We start from the raw sequence: 18,443 nt of genomic DNA on the forward strand, positions 1-18,443 counted from the left end.
GCGCGCGCCATATCGTCAGGCTCCGATCACTGTTTTGCCGCCCATATAGGGTTGAAGCACGTCCGGCACCGCGATGGAACCGTCCGCCTGCTGGTAGTTCTCCAGCACCGCCACCAGCGTCCGCCCGACCGCGAGGCCCGAGCCGTTGAGCGTGTGAACGAAGGCCGTGCCCTTCTCGCCCGCCGGGCGGTAACGCGCATTCATCCGCCGCGCCTGGAAGTCGCCGCAGACCGAACAGGAGGAAATCTCGCGATACATTTTCTGGCCGGGCAGCCAGACCTCGATGTCGTAAGTCCGGCGCGAGCTGAACCCCATATCGCCCGTGCAGAGCGTCATGACGCGGTAAGGCAGATCGAGCCGCTTCAGCACTTCCTCCGCGCAAGAAAGCATCCGCTCATGCTCGTCGAGCGAGGCCTGCGGCGTGGTGACGGAAACGAGTTCCACCTTGGAGAACTGATGCTGGCGGATCATGCCGCGCGTATCGCGGCCCGCCGCGCCCGCTTCCGCGCGGAAGCACGGCGTATAGGCGGTGAAGCGTCGCGGCAGCTCTTCCTCGGAAAGAATGCTCTCGCGCACAAGGTTCGTCAGCGGCACTTCCGCCGTCGGCACCAGCCAGTAGCGGTCTTCCTCCTCGGAGGACTGGCCCTTGTAGACGGCGAACTGGTCGTCGGCGAATTTGGGAAGCTGCGCGGTACCGAACATCGCCTGGTCGCGCACGAGATAAGGCGGCAGCACTTCCTCATAGCCGAACTCGGTGGTGTGGAGATCGACCATGAAATTGGCGATGGCGCGCTCCATCCGCGCAAGCGCGCCCTTCAGCACCACGAAACGCGAGCCGGAAAGCTTCGCCGCCGTCTCGAAATCCATGAGGCCGAGCGCTTCGCCGAGATCGAAATGCTCCTTCGCCTCGAAATTCAGCGCGCGGGGTTCGCCGACCTTGTGGCGCTCCACATTGGCGCTCTCATCCGGACCCTCGGGCACTTCGTCGAGCGGGATGTTGGGGATGGCGGACAGCGCGGTGTCGAGCGCGCCGGTGGCCTCGCGTTCGGCGGCTTCCAGCTCCTGCATCCGGGCCTTGTTCGCCGCGACTTCGGCTTTCTTCGCCTCCGCCTCGTCCTTCCGGCCCTCCTTCATCAGGCCGCCAATGAGCTTGGCCGCCGCGTTGGAACCGGCCTGAAGCTCCTGAAGCTCGGCAATCACCTTGCGCCGGGTCTCGTCGAGCGCGATCAGATGGGCCGCCTGCGGGTCCAGCCCGCGTTTGGCGAGACCCGCATCGAACGCTTCCGGTTCGTCGCGAATGGCCTTGATGTCGAACATGACACCCCGAATGTCTGAAGGATGAAGGAATGGCGGAAGCCCGCCCGAATCGAGCCGGCGCCGCCGCGTCTCAGGCCGAACTGTATACGCGCTGGGCCCGAAAGCGTCCAGAACGGCGGGCGATCACTCGGCCTCGCCCGTCCCCTCTTCCTCATCCGCCCCGGCTTCGGCCCGCTTTCTCTCGGTCATGCCGACCAGCAGGATCGAAACCTCGTAGAGCAGATAGGTGGGCGTACCGAGCGCGATCTGGCTCAGAAGGTCCGGCGGGGTCAGAAAGGCCGCGGCGGCGAAGGTGACGACCAGCGCATATTTCCGGCCGCGTTTCAGCATATCGCTCGAGACGACGCCGATACGGCCCAGAAGCGTCAGGATGACGGGGAGCTGGAAGCAGAGGCCGAAGGCGAAGATCAGCGTCATCACCAGCCCCAGATATTCGCTGACCCGGGGAAGCAGCTCGATGGCCGCCTGCCCGTCGCCCGCCTGCTGCTGCATGCCGGCGAAAAAGCCGAGCGCCATGGGCAGGACGCCGAAATAGACGAGACCGGCGCCCATCAGGAACAGGATCGGCGTCGCCACAAGATAAGGCAGGAAGGCATGCCGCTCGTTCTTGTAGAGGCCGGGCGCCACGAACATGTAGATCTGGATCGCGATGATCGGAAAGGCGAGAAACATCGCCCCGAAAAAGGCGAGCTTCATCTGCGTCAGAAAGAATTCCTGCGGCGCGGTGAAGATGAGCTTGGCGCCGAGCTGGCTGCCGATGACGTGGTTATAGGGCGCCACCAGGATGTTGAAGATGTCCTTGGCGAAATAGATGCAGATACCGAAGCCGATCACGATGGCGACGATCGACTTGATGAGCCGCGAGCGCAGTTCGATCAGGTGATCGAGCAGCGGGGCCCGCGAGGACTCCATTTCGTCGTCCGGCTCGCTCATGCCCCGTCCTTCGGCGATTTCGAGGCCGGTTTTTCGCCCTCGCCGCTATCCGCGCCGTTGTCCGCTTCTCCGGATCGCTCGATGTCCTGCCTCTCACGGATCTGGTCGGCCATTTCCTCGGGCAGACCGTCGAGCTGGGTCTCGGAGATGGCGGCGCTGCCCGCGCCCCGGTTGCTGCCGGAGGACGGCGGCTGCGTCGCCTTGTCGAGATCCTTGCGCATTTCGCTCAAGGGGGCGGTCGCCTCGGATTTCAGCGTGGCCACTTCGCGGCGCAGTTCCTCGACCTCGGTTTCCCGCGCCAGCTCGTCGAATGTCGCCTGGAACTCGCGGGCCACCTTGCGGGCCTTGGCCATGTACTGGCCGGCGGTGCGCATCATGCGCGGCAGGTCGCGCGGACCCACCACGACAAGCGCAATGACGGCAATGAGAAGCAGCTCTGACCAGCCCAGATCGAACATGATGAATCCTGGAAATGGAGCCGGAAAGAAGACGCGGCGCGAACCGGCCCGCCTCGGCCCCCGCGGACCAGATTAGCTGCTGGCCGTCTTGTCCTTGCTCTCCGCCTTTTCCGCCGCCTCATCCTCATGAACGGCGGTGGCGTCGATGGTTTTGGGCTCGGGTTTGTCCTTGCCCTCTTCCTCATCGCCGTCATTAAGGCCTTCGCGGAAGCTCCGGATTCCCTTGGCAAAATCGCCCATCAGACCGGAAATGCGACCCGACCCGAACAACAGGACGATGATCGCAACGACGAGCAGTATCTGTGTCCAACCTGGCATATTCTTCTCCGAAACTCCGCTGGGCGCATCCCGGCGGACAACCGGTATGTGCAGCACAATATGGGCGCTCAGGCGCGGAATTGCGATAGGTCCGGTTTGCGCGGCACCCGTCCGGCAAGCCCAATGATCGTCACTGGTTAGCATATCGGGACGGGCGCTGGATAGCGCCCTTTCCGGCCGGTCGCGGGGCCGTCCCTATTCCTCTTCGCCGCCCGCCGTCAGATGCTCGTCCATCGCCGCGCCATATTCCTCGTTGAGCGGCTCGTCGTCGGTGAAATCGCCGTCCCCGTCGCCGCCGCTGTCGCTGGGCGTGGGCACCTCGAAGCCGGGCGGCAGACGCCCGTCGAGAAGGCCAGCCGCCTTGAGTTCCTCGGCGCCCGGCAGATCGCCCACATTCTCCAGACCGAAATGCACCAGGAATTCCTCGGTCGTGCCATAGGTCACCGGCCGGCCCGGCGTCCGCCGCCGCCCGCGCAGGCGCACCCACTCGGTTTCCATCAGCACGTCCAGCGTGCCCTTGGACACGGAGACGCCCCGGATCTCCTCGATTTCGGCGCGCGTGACCGGCTGGTGATAGGCGATGATCGCCAGCGTCTCCATCGCCGCGCGCGACAGCTTGCGCGTGCTGACGGCCTCGCGCTCCATCAGGAACGCCATGTCGTCGGCCGTCCGGAACATCCATTTATTGGCGATACGAACGAGGTTTACGCCCCGTTCTTCGTAGAACTTCTGAAGATCCTCGATCGCCGCGCCCACATCCGCCCCCTCGGGCAGACGCGCGGCGATGCTGTCGATGTCCAGCGGTTCGGCAGCCGCGAAAAGCAGCGCCTCGGTCATCCGGATCACCTGCGCATGATCGGTCGCATTGGACGGAAACCGCACGACATTGTCCGCCGCCTCGTCCTCTGCCCCATCTGTGGCCTCGTCCGCCGCCTTGCCGTCCTGCGCTTCGGCTGCGCTCTCCTCGTCGTCGTTTTCGGCCTCGGCGGTCGCCTCCGTCTCGGGCATCTCGCCGTCGCGCTCTTCCTCGCGCTCGTCCGCTTCCCCGGTCGGCTGATCGTGCTGGATTTCGTCTGTCATTCGCCTGTCTTTCCGGTGTCGTCATCGCCGGTCGAATTCGTGTCGCCGTCGTCGCCTTCCGCGTCCTCGTCCGACGCCTGTTCAGGCACCAGAGGCTCGTCGGGCGGCGTATCGCGCCGGCGCATGAAAAGCGGCCCGAAAGATCCCGATTGTCTCAATTCCACATGGCCGTCCTTGGCCATCACGAGCGAGGCGCTCAACATGCTGGCCAGCGCCGAGCGGCGCAGTTCCGGCGTCACGCCCTCGCCCGTCGGCAGATAGGTCTCGATCCGGTCCCACTCGACCATGATGCCGAGCATCTTTTCCAGACGGCGGCGCGCGTCCTCGATCTGCATGATGGGAAGCTTCTTGGGCTCCCATTTCGTCTCATGGCCGGTCAGCCGCTGCTCGGAATAGGCCTTCAAAAGGTCGTAGAGCGAGGCATCGAACTCGCTCCGCCGAATGACCCTGACGCCTTCCGGCGCGCCCCGGCGGAAGACATGAATGCCCATCCGCTTCTGGCTGGCGAAAAGCTGCTCGGACGCCTTGCGCATCGCTTCCAGCCGCTGAAGCTGGAAGGCAAGACGCGCGGCCATTTCCTCGCCCGAGGGGCCTTCCTCCTCATCCGGCGGCGGCAGCAGCAGGCGCGATTTCAGGTAGGCGAGCCAGGCCGCCATGACCAGATAATCCGCTGCAAGATCAAGCTCCATCCTCTGGGCTTGATTGATGAATTCGAGATACTGCTCGGCCAGTTGCAGGATCGAGATCTTGGTGAGATCGACCTTCTGGTTGCGCGCCAGCACCAGCAGCACGTCCAGCGGTCCCTCGAAACCGTCCAGATCGACGATCAGCGACTCGCCTTCGCCCTCGGCTTCGGGTTCGCCGCGCGGCGCACCTTCCTCGAACCCGTCCGGCGCTTCCGCCTGCGACCCGGCCTCGCTAACGGCCTCGTCGCCGCCCTCGGGCCCGTCGCCCGGCGTCTCGCCCGACATCTCGCTTTGTGAGGACGCCTCGTTCATCTCTGTCCCTGGAATGGTCCCGTCAGTCCCGAGCCCCGACTGAATGTCCCCCGACTCGAAACGGCTGAAAGGAATCAGTTATAGCGCGTGATCCGCGCAGGGCCTACCCGGCCCATGAGCTTATCCCCAGCCTTCTGCGCTCAGGCCGTGAGCGAGATGCCGAGAAGCTCCTGCAGCCGGGCATAGCCGGTTTCCGCGTCGAACCCCATGGGCGGCTTTTTCCAGTTGCGAATGGCCGTTTCGGCCCGCGCCCCGGCCTCGCCGGCCAGTGCGGGCACCTCGGCGGCCACCGCCTGCATTTCGGCCATATCGCCATTGCAGTGAAGCGCCATGTCGCAACCGGCCCCGAGCGCGGCGCGCGTCCGCTCGCCGAGCGACCCCTTGAGCGCCTGCATCGACAGATCGTCGCTCATCAGAAGACCGAAAAACCGCATATCCTCCCGGATGACCTCCCGAATGACCTTGGCCGAGGTCGTGGCGGGATTATCCGGATCGATCGCGCTGTAGACGACATGCGCCGTCATGGCGAGCGGCATGTCCGACAGGGTCCGGAACGGCACGAAATCCGTCTCGTCGAGCGTTTCGCGCGAGGCATCCACCACCGGAAGTTTCTCGTGGCTGTCCACGCCCGCGCGGCCATGCCCCGGAATATGCTTGATGACCGGCAGCACGCCGCCCGCCAGCAGCCCTTCGGCGGCGGCCTGCGCCACGGCTTTCACGGTCTCCGGCGCGGTCGAATAGGCCCGGTCGCCGATAATGTCGTGGGCGCCCGCGACCGGCACGTCGAGCACCGGCAGGCAATCGACATCGATCCCGACATCGGCAAGTTCCGAGGCGATGAGCTGCGAACCGAGCCGGGCGGCGGTGAGCCCCGCTTCCGCGTCCCGCTCGTAAAGCGCACCATAGGCGCGCGCCGGGGGATAGCGCCGCCAGTGCGGCGGCTTCAGACGGGCGACGCGCCCGCCCTCCTGATCGATCAGCACCGGCGCATCGTAGCCGACCGTCTCGCGGAAGGAGGCGGTCAGCGCTCGAAGCTGGTCCGGCGTCTCGATATTGCGGGCGAACACGATGAAGCCCCATGGCCGGGCATCCCGGTAGAAGCTCTTTTCGTCCTCGCTAAGCGTTAAACCCCGGCAGCCGTAAATCGCGGCCTGTTGCGTCATCGCGGCCTCACAAGGCAGCCCTGGCCCTGCGCTTTCAGCTTCGCGCAAAGCTCGGCTGCGTCTGTCTTGTCCATGTATCCGGCCCGGAGCCGGTAATAGATGCCCTTGTCGCCCAGATCCGCCCGCTGAATGTCGGCGGAAAGCCCGCCCAGCAGCGAGGCGTGCTTGCCCTGCAACCCGCGAAACGCCGCCCGGGCGGCATCTGCGTCCCGGAACGCGGCAAGCTGCACGACATAGCCGCCCGACGCGGCCTGCGCAGAGGGCGCGGGAGGCGACGATTGAGCGAGCGCGGCCTTCACCTGCTCGACGGTCTTGTCCTCGGCCGGCGCGGGCTCGGGCGCAGCTTTTGGCGCAGCTTCCGGCTCGGTCCCGGCTGCTGTCTCTTCCCCCTCGGGCGCATTCGCCGGCGGCGTCGCAGCGGAGGCTTCCGGCGCGGCTTCGGGAATGTCGACGGGTTCTTCCGCCGGCGGCAGAAGCTGCTCGACCTTCAGTTCCTCATTATCCTTCGAGGAGCCGTCGATACGGTCGTAGATCGTGTTTTCCTGATGCGGAATCTTGACCCCGCCGGGTTCCTTGGGCGCGACCTTGCCCGGCATGTTCTCGGCCTGGAGCACGGGCGGCTGGGCCTGATTGCCCTGCTTCATCCCCTGCTGATAGGCCACGAACACCACGCCGCCGAACACGATCAGAAGCACGAGCACGCTCAGCACCATCAACGCGCGGCGGCGGCTGGACGTATCCTCGTCTTCGTAGTCGTAATCGTCGTAGTCGTCGTCATAGTCCGGGTCGATGTCGTATTCGGGTTCATCGTCCCAGTCTCTGCCTGAAGGCATCAGCGCATCTCCTCGGCGGGTTCGACCCCCAATATCCCCAGCCCGGCCGCGATCACATAGCCTGTCGCTCGAATCAAGGCGAGCCGGGCCATGGTAACATCCTTGTCGTCGCTCACGATAAACCGCAGGCGCGGCTCGTCCTTGCCCTTGTTCCACAGCCCGTGGAAGGCGGAGGCGAGATCGTAGAGATAGAACGCGATGCGATGGGGCTCATGCGCCAGCGCGGCCTGCTCCACCGCGCGCGGAAAACTCGCCATAAGCTTGATAAGGCCCAGCTCCGCCTCATCCGTCAGCGCGGCGAGATCCGCATTGGAAAGCGTGGCGTCGGAGACGTCGAAGCCCATCTCCGGATCGGCGGCATTGCGCAGCACCGAATGGATACGCGCATGGGCGTATTGCACATAGAAGACCGGATTGTCGCGCGACTGTTCCATCACTTTGGCAAAATCGAAGTCGAGCGGCGCATCGTTCTTGCGCGTCAGCATCATGAAGCGCACGACGCCCTTGCCGACCTCGTCCACCACTTCGCGCAGCGTGATGAAATCGCCCGAGCGCTTGGACATGCGCACCTGCTCGCCATTCCGGAGCAGCCGCACCATCTGGCAGACCTTCACGTCGAACTCGGCGTCGCCGCCGGTCACGCCCGCGATGGCGGCCTTCATGCGCTTGATATAGCCGGAATGATCCGCGCCCCAGACATCGATCATGGAGCGATAGCCGCGGCGGTACTTGTCCAGGTGATAGGCAATGTCCGGCGCGAAATAGGTCCAGCTTCCATCCGCCTTTTTCAGCGCGCGGTCGACGTCGTCGCCGAACTCGGTGGATTTGAACAGCGTCTGCGGGCGGGCTTCCCAGTCGTCCGGCACCTCGCCCTTGGGCGGCTCCAGCACGCCGACATAGATGAGGCCCTTCTCGTCCAGATATTTCAGCGTGTCCTCGACCGCACCGGAATCGTGAAGCGACTTCTCCGAATAGAAGACCTCATGCACGATGCCGAGCTCGGCGAGATCGCCCCGGATGAGCTCCATCATCGCTTCGACCGCGGCACGGCGGACGATGGGGAACCAGTCCTCCTCGTCCATTTCCAGCAGGCTCTTGTCATGCGTGGCCACGAGCGCGGTGCCGACCGGCTTCAGATAATCGCCGGGATAAAGCCCTTCCGGAATTTCGCCGATGTCTTCGCCGAGCGCTTCGCGATAACGCAGGAAGGCGGAGCGCGTCAGCACCTCGATCTGGCCGCCGGCATCGTTGATGTAATATTCGCGGCAGACTTCGTAGCCGACCATTTCGAGAAGGTTCGCCAGCGCATCGCCGAAGACCGCGCCGCGCACATGGCCCACATGCATCGGGCCGGTGGGGTTCGCGGAGACATATTCGACATTCACCTTCTCGCCGTCGCCGAGCCCGCTCGCCCCATAGGAGGCCCCGGCGCGCAGGATCTCGGGCATCCGCGCAAGCCAGAAGGCGTCGCTGAGACGCAGATTGATGAAACCGGGACCGGCCAGCGCCACCTCGGTAACGGCCTCGTCGGTCGCCAGATGCGCCTGGATATGCTCCGCGAGATCGCGCGGCTTCAGCCCGGCGGGCTTGGCGAGCACCATGGCCGCATTGGTGGAGACGTCGCCATGCGAGGCGTCGCGCGGCGGCTCCACCGTCACCCGGCCGGTGTCTATGTCCGCGGGCAACACACCCTCGTCGATCAGGTGGCGAACCGCCGCCTCGACCCGTTCCTCGAAATGCCGAAAAAGATTCATGGAAATCGTCACTTATGCCGCTTGAGTGGCGCGCACCATAGCGGGGAGACGGGCCCGTTGCCAGCCCGCAAGTAAGGCCGGCCCCTCGCTAGCCTCTGGGGTCGTGCAGGTCGAAAAGCCGCTTATGCTCCTCGATGGCGAAACGGTCCGTCATGCCCGCGATGAAGTCGCAGACCCGACGCGCCGTCTTCACCCCGCCATCGCCGTCGCAGCCCACCTGCCATTCGGGCGGCAACTGGTTGGGCTCGGCATGCAGCAGGCCGAAAAGGTCGCGCACGATGCGCTTGGCCTTGCTCATGCTCCGGTTGACCCGGTAATGGCGATACATGCGCTCGAACAGAAACGCCTTGAGCGCCGCATTATGCTCGTTCATCTCCGGCGAGAAGGCGACGATGGGCCTGTCATGCCCGCGGACATCCGCCGCGCTTCGCGGCTTCACCCGGTCGAGCCGCGCCTGCGTTTCCTGCATCACATCGGCGATCATGACGCCGATCATCCGCCGCACGGCCTCATGGATGATCCGCGTCTCTTCCAGCCCCGGATAGGCGTCGAGAACCTCCCGGAAGACGTCGCCCACCAGCGGCAGCGCCATCAGATCGTCGATGGTGAAGAGGCGCGCCCGCAGCCCGTCGTCGATGTCGTGATTGTTGTAGGCGATATCGTCGGAGAGCGCGGCGACCTGCGCTTCGAGCCCCGCATAGCTGTGGAGTTCGAGATCCTGCTGCTCGGCATATTCGACGATGGCGCGCGGCAGCTCGTCGACGCCCCGGCCGGGCGTGACGACCGGGCCGTTATGCTTCACCAGCCCCTCAAGCGTCTCCCAGGTGAGGTTGAGCCCGTCGAAATCGGCGTAGCGGTGTTCGAGCTTGGTGACGATCCGGAGCGTCTGGGCATTGTGGTCGAAGCCGCCAAAACCTGTCATGCAGCCGTCCAGCGCCTCCTCGCCCGCATGGCCGAAGGGTGTGTGGCCGAGATCGTGCGCCAGCGCCAGCGTCTCGGCGAGGTCTTCGTCCAGCCCCAGCAGGCGGGCGATGGAGCGCGCGATCTGCGAGACCTCCAGCGAGTGCGACAGCCGCGTCCGGTAATTGTCGCCCTCGTGATAGACGAAGACCTGCGTCTTGTATTTGAGCCGCCGGAAGGCCCCGGAATGGATGATCCGGTCGCGGTCGCGCTGGAACGGCGTGCGCGTGGCGCTTTCGGGCTCGGGATAGAGCCGGCCCCTGGTTTCCACCGCCAGCGTGGCAAAGGGCGCCGTCGTCCCCGGATTGGAGACGATCGAACGGCCCTTCCCGTTCGGGTTCGGATCGCTGTCTGGCACGCCGCTCTCCTGTCTGCCCGTTTGAAATCGGAGGCATGGCCTCTTACATCTTTTATGAGCTATATTTAGTATCATTCCAGAACGAAAGGCCTCCTTTGCGAAGAAGGAGCCCCATCGGAAAGAACGCCATGAGCGATATGGACATCGACACCCTGCCCGGCACCGGCCAGCCCATCACCGTTTCCGACCGCGCTTTCAAGCAGATTGCCGCGATTCTTGAAGGAGAAGGTGAAGGCACGATGCTGCGCGTGGCGGTCCAGGGCGGCGGCTGCTCGGGCTTTCAGTATGCCTTCACGCTGGACGACACCGCGCAGGACGACGACCTCGTGATCGAAAGGGACGGCGTGGCCGTGCTCATCGACTCGGTCTCGCAGATGTATCTCGCAGGCTCCGAGCTGGACTATGCCGAGGACCTGATCGGCTCCGCCTTCAAGATCGAGAACCCGAACGCGCAGGCAAGCTGCGGCTGCGGCACCTCCTTTTCGATCTGACAATCGCGATCAGGACGCCCCGCTCCCTTCCTCATTTCCGGCTGATTATCCAGACAGACAATTCGTAATAACGTCTTTGACCGTTCAGGAGTGCGAAGCAGGCAATGAAGGTGGGAGGTAGATATGGCCATCGCCCGATGCGACAATCACCCAATTGAACGCAGCACCAAAGAGCCATACGAGGCCTACTCGCTGCCATTAGGGTATCCTAATACTGCCGCTATTTGCGGACGTGTCGGATGCGAAGAACCGGCAAAGATTTTCCTGACTTCAACAGAAGCTCAAGCGCACGACCAAGGCTGTCGGATTCTCGACGTGAAAACGCAGTCAATAAAGGTCATGGTTAGCGACGACTTGGTACGATTAACACCACAGTGACTTCGCTTGCTCTCTTTGCAGCGGATGTTCAATAAGTCAGACTGCCGTCTCCCGATTCAGAAGACGGCATCCATGAAAATCGCGACCTTCAACGTCAATTCCATCAAGGCCCGGCTCGGCAATCTCAAGGATTGGCTGGACGAGGCTCAACCCGACATTGCCTGCCTGCAGGAAATCAAATGCGTCGACGACGCCTTTCCGAAAAGCGATATCGAGTCGCTCGGCTACAACGTCGCCGTGCATGGCCAGAAGACCTATAACGGCGTCGCCATCCTCTCCCGCCATCCGCTGGAAGACGTGACAGCCGGTCTGCCGGGCGACAAATCCGACGAACAGGCCCGCTATCTCGAAGCGGTCGTCTCCATCGACGGCGGCGTGGTGCGCGTCGCCAGCATCTATCTGCCGAACGGCAATGGCGGCGAGGAAAAATACGCCTACAAGCTGAAATGGATGGACCGCCTCATCAAACATGCGCGCGGGTTGCTCGCCTATGAGGAACCGCTGGTTCTGGCAGGCGACTACAATGTCATTCCCACCGACGACGATGTGTACGATCCGGCCGCCTGGGCGGAGGATGCGCTCTTCCTGCCGGAGACGCGGGCGAAGTTTCACGAACTGCTTAATCTCGGCCTGACCGACGCCTTCCGGGCCTGCCACAATGAAGCGCATCGCTATTCCTTCTGGGACTATCAGCGCGGCGCCTGGCAGAAGGACAACGGCATTCGCATCGACCATCTGCTGCTGTCGCCGCAGGCCGCCGACCGCCTGAGCGGCAGCGACATCGATCGCGCCGTGCGCGGCCGGGAGAAGCCCTCCGACCATGCGCCGGTCTGGGCGAGCTTCGACTTCTAGCAAGGGAGAGAGGACATGGCCGGTCTGCCCATCGAAGGAGGCTGCCTCTGCGGCGCGATCCGCTACGAACTCACGGAGACGCCGCTTCACTCCACCTTCTGCCATTGCCGCATGTGCCAGAAAGCCGCCGGCGCGGCGGTTATCCCGTGGGTGACGGTAAAGATCGAAGCCTTTCGCGTGACCAGGGGGACGCTCAAGGACTATCGCTCCTCGCCCCCGGCTTCGCGCGGCTTCTGCGGCAATTGCGGCACCCAGATCAGCTTCTGGCATGAGGCGCGCGGCGAGGAAATCGACGTGACGCTGGCCTCTCTGGACGATCAGGAGGCCTTCCCGCCGACGCGCCAGATATTCACCGAATCCCGCCCCGCATACATGAAAGGCTTCGACCCGGACCTGCCGGGGATGGAATGAGCATGATCAAGCTGACCTTTTGCCTGCGCCGCCTGCCGTCGCTTTCCCTCGAAGAATTCCAGGACTACTGGCTGAACAAGCATGGGCCCCTCGTCGCCTCGCACCGCAAGGCGCTGCGCATCCAGCGCTATGTCCAGCTTCACTCCGGCGACGCGGCCATGGCCGAAGCGCTCCGCGCGGCGCGCGCAGGGAGTATCGAAAGCGCGCCGGAAATCTATGACGGCGTCGCCCAGCTTTGGTGGGCCAATGCGGAAGACCTCGCTGCCATCGGGACCGAACCCGACGCCATCGAGGCGGGGCGCGCCCTGCTGGAAGACGAACGCAAGTTCGTCGATCTGGCAAACTCGCCGCTCTGGTTCGGCGAGGAGAAGGTTATTTTCGGGTAGATTGCCAACATGCTTCGAGACGCGGCTTCGCCGCTCCTCAGCATGAGGACCTCATCCTGAGGAGCGCCCCCAACTCGCTTTGGGGGCCCGTCTCGAAGGATGGATTGCTTGGTCGCTTCCGCTCCCCGCAATGGCGAATAAGGAATCCCGGGCCTCCCGAGGCCTAGTTGCCGGGACCGTCCGTGGACGACTCCACCCAGGCTTCCGCGAAACGGGCGCCTTTTCTCTTTTCGCCGGCATTCATGCGAGGATCGTATTTCTCGTATGCCTCCTCGGCCTTCTGCTTGATCTCATCGTCGCCATAGCGCTGCGCCAGCATCAGGAAGCCCCAGGCGTCCTCCCGGTTCACATCCACGCCGTCGCCGTCGAAATGAATGCGCGCAAGCGCCAGAAAGGCCGGCGCGAAGCGCTTCTTGGCCGACAGCAGATACCAGCGCAGGCCTTCGGACTTCTCCACCGGGACGCCCCAGCCATTGCGATGCATCTGGCCCAGATAGAACTGCGCGTCCGCGCGCGGCGCCAGCGCCCCCACCTCGAACCAGCGAACGGCCTCGGCGTAGTTCTTCTCCAGGTCGATATCCGGATTGCCTTCGCGGTAGATGAGCCCCAGCCGCGTCGCCGCTTCCGGCTGGCCGCCTTCCGCGGCGATCTTGTAATATTTGAACGCCAGACCGTCCGACTGCGGAACGACCTTGCCCGCGTCATAGAGATTGCCCAGCAGCCAGGCCGCGCCGACATGCCCCGCATCCGCAGCGCCGGTCCATTCCTTCACCGCGCCCGTCATGTCGCCGGCCTTGTAGGCCGTCATGCCCTGCTGAAAGGCCGCGCTCGCCTCCGCCGGCGGGGCGGCCCGCACCTCTCCCCCCACGGTCATGGTCAGGCCGAGAGCGGCGGCAAGAACGGCAAGGCGTTGAAAACGGGACATGGAATTCTCCTCGGGTCTCGGCATCCGGACAGGCACAACAGCCCCGGATACTAGGCCGCCCGCAGCCCCCGATAAAGGAAATTTCCCTTAAAAATCCGTTGGATGGCGGATCAGCGCCTTTCCGCCACATTTCACGCTTAGCAAGATTATGGAGGCTCACCGGAAGAGGAGACAGCGATGCACGAAACGACGGTCATCATCAGCAATCCCATTCTGCTGGTCATTATCGGGATCATCCTCGTCGCCCTGCTGCCGGTCTGGCTGTTCCTCGGCATCGTCGCGATATGGATGGCGGTCGGCCTCTTTGTCGGCTCCTTCGTCTACTGGTTCATCCTGTTCCTGACGGGCATGCAACTCCTCGCGCTCATCGCAGGCGTAGCGACGACGATCTTCATCTGGATCGGCTTGTTCAGATAACAAAAAAGGCGGCCCGCCGGGGCCGCCTTTTCGATGACGCGGTTTGCGGTCAATTCATCAGCGCACTGGTTTTCTCGCCCGCCGATTGCGCGATATTGGGCTCCGGCTCCGACACCACGGCCGGCTCATCGCCCTCTTCCGCCAGCGTCATGCTGACCGTACCCTGATATTTGTTGTCCGATCCCGTGGCCGAGTCGATCGCCCAGCCGACGCCGCCGCCGATGAGGATGTTGCCGAAAGTCGCGGCATTCACATCGGATTTGTTGACGAAGGAGGCGTCCTGATACCCCTCTTTCGAGCAATTGACGATGATGTCGTATTTGGTCTTGTCGATGGTCACGGTCCCCGGCGTCGGATCCACCACGCCGATCCGGGCCCCCTCGCGCATCAACTCGCATCGCGCGCCCGTCGGACTGGTATTGACCCCGATGGTCTGGGACTGTCCATCGACAATCGTCGAGCAGCCGCCAAGCGCCAGGGCGGCGCCCGCGACAATAATCAGCTTTTTCATTGTTCCCCCGGTTGTAAAGGCATGACACCCGGAACAATGATCGACGAAATTCTCCTAAAGTGAAACAGGCGATTTATCCGGATTCCGGAAAAATCGCCTGTCGTCACCGAGAATTCACGCCGCGCTTTCCAGCCGCTTCACGGCGTCGCTCAGACGGCTGATCGTGCTTTCCGCATCGACCTTCCGCTCGCGCTGCTCCTCCACCACATGCTCGGGCGCACCGGCGAGGAACTTTTCATTGCCGAGCTTGGCGTCGATCTTCTTCACCTCGCCTTCGAGCTTGGCAATCGCTTTTTTGAGGCGTTCCATCTCGGCATCGAGGTCGATCACATCGGCCAGCGGCAGGAAGATCGTGGCTTCGTTGAGCACCATCTGCACCGCGCCCTGCGGGACGCTGTCGGTCGGCTCCGCCTTTTCAAGCCGCGCCAGACGCATGATGAGGCTCTTGTGCCGGTCGAGGCGGGCCAGCGTTTCGCCGGACGCATCCTTGATCGCCAGCTCGATCTTTGCGCCGGCGGGCACGTTCATTTCCGCACGCACCGAGCGGACATCGGAGATGAGCCGGATGACCCATTCCATTTCGTCATCCGCTTCGGGCGACCCTACGCCGGTCAGCAAAGGCCAGTCCGCAAGGGCCAGCATGCCGTCGCGCTTCGGCCCCTGCTCGCCCGTGCGCTGCCACAGCTCTTCGGTGATGAAGGGCATGAAGGGGTGAAGCAGCTTCAGGATCTGGTCGAGCGTCCAGGCGGCGGTGGCGCGCGCCTCCGCCTTGGCGGCCTCGTCCTCGCCCATCAGCAGCGGCTTGATGAATTCCAGATACCAGTCGCAGAAGACGTTCCAGACGAAACGATAGGCCGCGCCCGCCGCATCGTTGAAGCGATAGGCCTCGATCTCCTCGGTGATCTTCGCAGCGGTACGCGCGACCTCTCCCACGATCCATTTATTGACCGTGTGCTGAACGCCTGCGGGATCGAACCCCTCGACGCGCACGCATTCGTTCATCTCGCAGAAGCGCGAAGCGTTCCAGAGCTTGGTGCCGAAATTGCGATAGCCCTCGACGCGGCTGGTGGCGAGCTTGATGTCGCGCCCCGGCGCGGCCATGGCGGACAGCGTGAAGCGCAGCGCGTCCGCCCCGTATTCATCGATGAGCTTCAGGGGGTCGATCACGTTCCCCTTGGTCTTCGACATTTTCTGGCCCTTCTCGTCGCGGACAAGGGCGTGGATATAGACCGTGTGGAAGGGCACTTCCTTCATAAAATGCATGCCCATCATCATCATCCGGGCGACCCAGAAGAAGATGATGTCGAAACCCGTGACCAGCACGTCGGTCATGTAATAGCGCTTGAGTTCCGGCGTCTCGTCCGGCCAGCCGAGCGTGGAGAACGGCCAGAGCGCGGAGGAGAACCAGGTGTCGAGCACATCCTCGTCACGGCGGAGTTCGACCGGCTTGCCGTAATGCTTCTCGGCCTCGGCTTTCGCTTCCTCTTCCGAATAGGCGACGAAGATTTCGCCGTCTTCCGCATACCAGGCCGGAATGCGATGGCCCCACCAGAGCTGGCGCGAAATGCACCAGGGCTGGATGTTGCGCATCCATTCGAAATAGGTCTTTTCCCAGTTCTTCGGCACGAAGCTCGTCTCGCCCCGCTCCACCGCCTCGATGGCGGGCTTGGCGAGCGTGGCCGCGTCCACATACCACTGGTCGGTCAGGAAGGGCTCGATGACGACCATCTTGGACTTCTCGTCATGCGGCACCATGACGGGCTTGTCCTCGATCTTCTCGAGCAGGCCGAGCGCATCGAGATCCTCGACGATCTTCTTGCGCGCATCGAAGCGCTCCAGCCCGCGATAGGCTTCCGGGACGAGATCGTTCAGATGCGCGGTCTCGTCGAAGATGTTGATCTGTTCGAGATCGTGCCGCTTGCCGACTTCGAAGTCGTTGAAATCATGCGCGGGCGTGATCTTCACCGCGCCGGAGCCCTGCTCGGGATCGGCATGCTCGTCGAAGACGATGGGAATGAGACGATCCGTCAGCGGCAGCTTCACCTTCGCGCCCTTGAGCGGCGCATAGCGCTCGTCTTCCGGGTTCACCGCAACGGCGGTGTCGCCCAGCATGGTTTCGGGGCGCGTGGTGGCGACGACGATATAGTCGCGCGTTTCCGTGCCCGTTTGATTGCCGTCCTCGTCATAGACCGGCCACTCATAGGTGACGCCGTCGGCCAGCGGATAGCGGAAATGCCAGAAATGGCCCTTCACCTCGATATTCTCGACTTCGAGGTCGGAGATCGCGGTCTGAAGTTCGGGATGCCAGTTCACCAGCCGCTTGTCGCGATAGATGAGGCCTTCGCGGTAAAGCTCCACGAACACTTTCAGGACGGCTTTGGAAAGCCCGTCATCCAGCGTGAAGCGCTCGCGGCTCCAGTCGCAGGAGGCGCCGAGGCGGCGGAGCTGGTTGACGATGGCGCCGCCGCTCTCGCCCTTCCACTTCCAGACGCGCTCGATGAAGGCGTCGCGGCCCATGTCGCGGCGATGCATGTTGCCTTCCGCGTCGAGCTGGCGTTCGACGATCATCTGGGTGGCGATGCCCGCATGGTCGAGGCCCGGCTGCCAGAGCACATCCTTGCCGCGCATCCGCTCGAAGCGGATCAGAATGTCCTGCAGCGTGTTATTGAGCGCATGGCCCATATGCAGCGTGCCCGTGACGTTGGGCGGCGGGATCACGATGCTGTAGGGCTTGGCGCCGCCCTCTACCCGGTCCGACGGCCCCGCCTTGAAGGCTCCGCCCTCTTCCCAGAGCGCATAGAGCCGTTTTTCCACTTCCTGCGGGGCAAAAGTCTTGTCGAGCATCTGAAAATCTATCCTTGGGCGGCCCGGACTTCCGGCGACGGCGGAAATCGGACCAGATACGGAGAATCCGGCTGTTTTACACCACAGCCACCGCCCCCTATCAAGCTGGCCGCGCAAGACGGGCCGGATGGGCGGGCGGCAAACGAAAAGGGCCGGTCCGTTTCCGGACCGGCCCTGAAAGCCTTGGGGTATGGAAACGAAGAATCAGCGGCGCTTGCGCGATACCCGCTCGATCTCCTCGCGTACCATTTCCTCGACCATGGAAGGCAGATTGGCGTCGAGCCAGTCCTTCAGCATGGGCTTCAGAAGCTCGCCGACCAGCTCTTCCAGTGTCCGGGCATCGCCCGTGCTGGTGACGAGCGAACTCGACAGCGCGCCGAACGCCGCCGAGGCGGCATCCTCGGTCACGCGGGACATCAGATTGCTGTTGGCCGCCTCGGACAGAAGCGGTTCGGCACTCTCGGCGCTCATCACAGGCTCCTCTGAAAGCTCTTCGAAAACGATGTCGTCATCGGCGTCGAACGCCTCCTCTTCGGCGGCGTCGTCCTCATCGAAACCGGCGGGTTCGGGGTCGGCAATGACCGCCTCTTCCTCGATTTCGGGCTCGATTTCAGGCTCGAATTCGGCTTCCCCGGCCGCATCGGGCGTCGGCGCGGGCTGAGAGAAGGCCGTCTCGACCACATTGGTCTCGGCCGGGGTCTCGACCGGCGCGGCTTCTTCCTCGATTTCCGCCGCCGGCGCCGAATAGGGCACGGGCTCAGGCTCGGGAGCCGGCGCCGGCTCCTCGACGAAAGAAGGTTCCGGCGCGCTCGCCGCGGGCTCTTCGGGAAGCGCGTCGGTCAACTCAAGGACCTCGCCCTCTTCCTCAAGCTCGAAGCTCTCCTCCGGCTCGCTGGCCGGAGGCGGGGCTTCGGGCGCGACCTCGGGGCCCGCCTCGCCTTCTTCGCCGCTGTCTTCGGAGATAATCCGCCGAATGGAGGCGAGAATTTCCTCCATGGTCGGTTCTTGGGCCTGCCCAGAATTGCTCATAATCGCGTCCCGTTACTCCCGACATCC

The 18,443-nt window shown here is 63.7% G+C and carries 20 protein-coding genes; 6 read left to right on the forward strand and 14 right to left on the reverse strand.

Translation table 11 applies throughout. The features are described from left to right. Nucleotides 1–15: 15 nt before the first annotated feature. The 10 genes from serS to FHS78_RS00500 all read right to left on the reverse strand — a co-directional run bounded on the left by serS (nucleotide 16) and on the right by FHS78_RS00500 (nucleotide 10,130). On the reverse strand, nucleotides 16–1,317 hold the full coding sequence (serS, locus tag FHS78_RS00455; protein ID WP_167089203.1) for a serine--tRNA ligase: 1,302 nt from the start codon (nucleotides 1,315–1,317) through the stop codon (nucleotides 16–18). A gap of 123 nt (nucleotides 1,318–1,440) precedes the next feature. Continuing rightward, a complete protein-coding gene (gene tatC, locus FHS78_RS00460; RefSeq protein ID WP_167089204.1) occupies nucleotides 1,441–2,250 on the reverse strand; it encodes a twin-arginine translocase subunit TatC in 810 nt (269 codons plus the stop codon). Beyond that, complete coding sequence (gene tatB / locus FHS78_RS00465) at nucleotides 2,247–2,708, reverse strand: Sec-independent protein translocase protein TatB (protein ID WP_167089206.1); 462 nt, start codon at nucleotides 2,706–2,708, stop codon at nucleotides 2,247–2,249. The genes tatC and tatB overlap by 4 nt, the downstream gene beginning before the upstream one ends. A gap of 72 nt (nucleotides 2,709–2,780) precedes the next feature. Next, nucleotides 2,781–3,026: a twin-arginine translocase TatA/TatE family subunit gene (locus FHS78_RS00470; RefSeq protein WP_167089208.1), complete on the reverse strand. Its 246-nt coding sequence runs from the start codon at nucleotides 3,024–3,026 to the stop codon at nucleotides 2,781–2,783. Nucleotides 3,027–3,221: 195 nt separating this feature from the next. Next, the gene (gene scpB / locus FHS78_RS00475; protein WP_167089920.1) at nucleotides 3,222–4,034 is read right to left on the reverse strand and encodes an SMC-Scp complex subunit ScpB; all 813 of its coding nucleotides are present in this window, start codon (nucleotides 4,032–4,034) and stop codon (nucleotides 3,222–3,224) included. A gap of 68 nt (nucleotides 4,035–4,102) precedes the next feature. Further along, nucleotides 4,103–5,104: a segregation and condensation protein A gene (locus FHS78_RS00480; protein ID WP_246220288.1), complete on the reverse strand. Its 1,002-nt coding sequence runs from the start codon at nucleotides 5,102–5,104 to the stop codon at nucleotides 4,103–4,105. Nucleotides 5,105–5,244: 140 nt separating this feature from the next. Next, nucleotides 5,245–6,267, reverse strand: coding sequence for a beta-N-acetylhexosaminidase (gene nagZ, locus FHS78_RS00485; protein WP_167089210.1), 1,023 nt, complete (start codon nucleotides 6,265–6,267; stop codon nucleotides 5,245–5,247). Further along, a complete protein-coding gene (locus FHS78_RS00490) occupies nucleotides 6,264–7,100 on the reverse strand; it encodes an SPOR domain-containing protein (protein ID WP_167089211.1) in 837 nt (278 codons plus the stop codon). Before FHS78_RS00490 ends, nagZ begins: the two co-directional genes overlap by 4 nt. Beyond that, entirely contained in the window at nucleotides 7,100–8,854 is a 1,755-nt protein-coding gene (gene argS, locus FHS78_RS00495; protein ID WP_167089213.1) for an arginine--tRNA ligase, read from the reverse strand. Before argS ends, FHS78_RS00490 begins: the two co-directional genes overlap by 1 nt. Nucleotides 8,855–8,942: 88 nt before the next feature. Further along, nucleotides 8,943–10,130, reverse strand: a complete 1,188-nt coding sequence (locus FHS78_RS00500) for a deoxyguanosinetriphosphate triphosphohydrolase (protein WP_343041917.1) — start codon at nucleotides 10,128–10,130, stop codon at nucleotides 8,943–8,945. A 170-nt stretch (nucleotides 10,131–10,300) separates the two neighbouring features. Here FHS78_RS00500 and erpA point away from each other — a divergent pair, with 170 nt between their 5' ends. The 5 genes from erpA to FHS78_RS00525 all read left to right on the forward strand — a co-directional run bounded on the left by erpA (nucleotide 10,301) and on the right by FHS78_RS00525 (nucleotide 12,690). Further along, on the forward strand, nucleotides 10,301–10,663 hold the full coding sequence (erpA, locus tag FHS78_RS00505) for an iron-sulfur cluster insertion protein ErpA (protein WP_246220289.1): 363 nt from the start codon (nucleotides 10,301–10,303) through the stop codon (nucleotides 10,661–10,663). Between the two features lie 123 nt (nucleotides 10,664–10,786). Continuing rightward, on the forward strand, nucleotides 10,787–11,041 hold the full coding sequence (locus tag FHS78_RS00510) for a hypothetical protein (protein WP_167089218.1): 255 nt from the start codon (nucleotides 10,787–10,789) through the stop codon (nucleotides 11,039–11,041). Between the two features lie 72 nt (nucleotides 11,042–11,113). Continuing rightward, nucleotides 11,114–11,893, forward strand: a complete 780-nt coding sequence (locus FHS78_RS00515; protein WP_167089220.1) for an exodeoxyribonuclease III — start codon at nucleotides 11,114–11,116, stop codon at nucleotides 11,891–11,893. Nucleotides 11,894–11,908: 15 nt separating this feature from the next. Then, entirely contained in the window at nucleotides 11,909–12,304 is a 396-nt protein-coding gene (locus FHS78_RS00520; RefSeq protein WP_167089222.1) for a GFA family protein, read from the forward strand. A gap of 2 nt (nucleotides 12,305–12,306) precedes the next feature. Next, entirely contained in the window at nucleotides 12,307–12,690 is a 384-nt protein-coding gene (locus FHS78_RS00525; protein ID WP_167089224.1) for an EthD domain-containing protein, read from the forward strand. Between the two features lie 163 nt (nucleotides 12,691–12,853). Here the strand turns inward: FHS78_RS00525 and FHS78_RS00530 are convergent, their stop codons facing one another. Continuing rightward, a complete protein-coding gene (locus FHS78_RS00530) occupies nucleotides 12,854–13,615 on the reverse strand; it encodes a tetratricopeptide repeat protein (protein ID WP_167089226.1) in 762 nt (253 codons plus the stop codon). Nucleotides 13,616–13,792: 177 nt separating this feature from the next. Between FHS78_RS00530 and FHS78_RS00535 the strand changes: the two genes are divergently transcribed. After that, the gene (locus FHS78_RS00535) at nucleotides 13,793–14,032 is read left to right on the forward strand and encodes a hypothetical protein (RefSeq protein ID WP_167089228.1); all 240 of its coding nucleotides are present in this window, start codon (nucleotides 13,793–13,795) and stop codon (nucleotides 14,030–14,032) included. A 49-nt stretch (nucleotides 14,033–14,081) separates the two neighbouring features. Here the strand turns inward: FHS78_RS00535 and FHS78_RS00540 are convergent, their stop codons facing one another. From FHS78_RS00540 to FHS78_RS19560, 3 genes are all read right to left on the reverse strand, one after another. Beyond that, nucleotides 14,082–14,543, reverse strand: a complete 462-nt coding sequence (locus tag FHS78_RS00540) for a putative periplasmic lipoprotein (protein ID WP_167089230.1) — start codon at nucleotides 14,541–14,543, stop codon at nucleotides 14,082–14,084. Nucleotides 14,544–14,657: 114 nt separating this feature from the next. Beyond that, a complete protein-coding gene (locus FHS78_RS00545) occupies nucleotides 14,658–17,387 on the reverse strand; it encodes a valine--tRNA ligase (protein WP_167089232.1) in 2,730 nt (909 codons plus the stop codon). Between the two features lie 204 nt (nucleotides 17,388–17,591). Further along, the gene (locus tag FHS78_RS19560) at nucleotides 17,592–18,416 is read right to left on the reverse strand and encodes a PopZ family protein (protein ID WP_167089234.1); all 825 of its coding nucleotides are present in this window, start codon (nucleotides 18,414–18,416) and stop codon (nucleotides 17,592–17,594) included. Between the last annotated feature and the right edge of the window lie 27 nt (nucleotides 18,417–18,443).

The sequence above is a fragment of the Parvibaculum indicum genome (assembly GCF_011762095.1).
GTDB classification, from domain to species: domain Bacteria; phylum Pseudomonadota; class Alphaproteobacteria; order Parvibaculales; family Parvibaculaceae; genus Parvibaculum; species Parvibaculum indicum.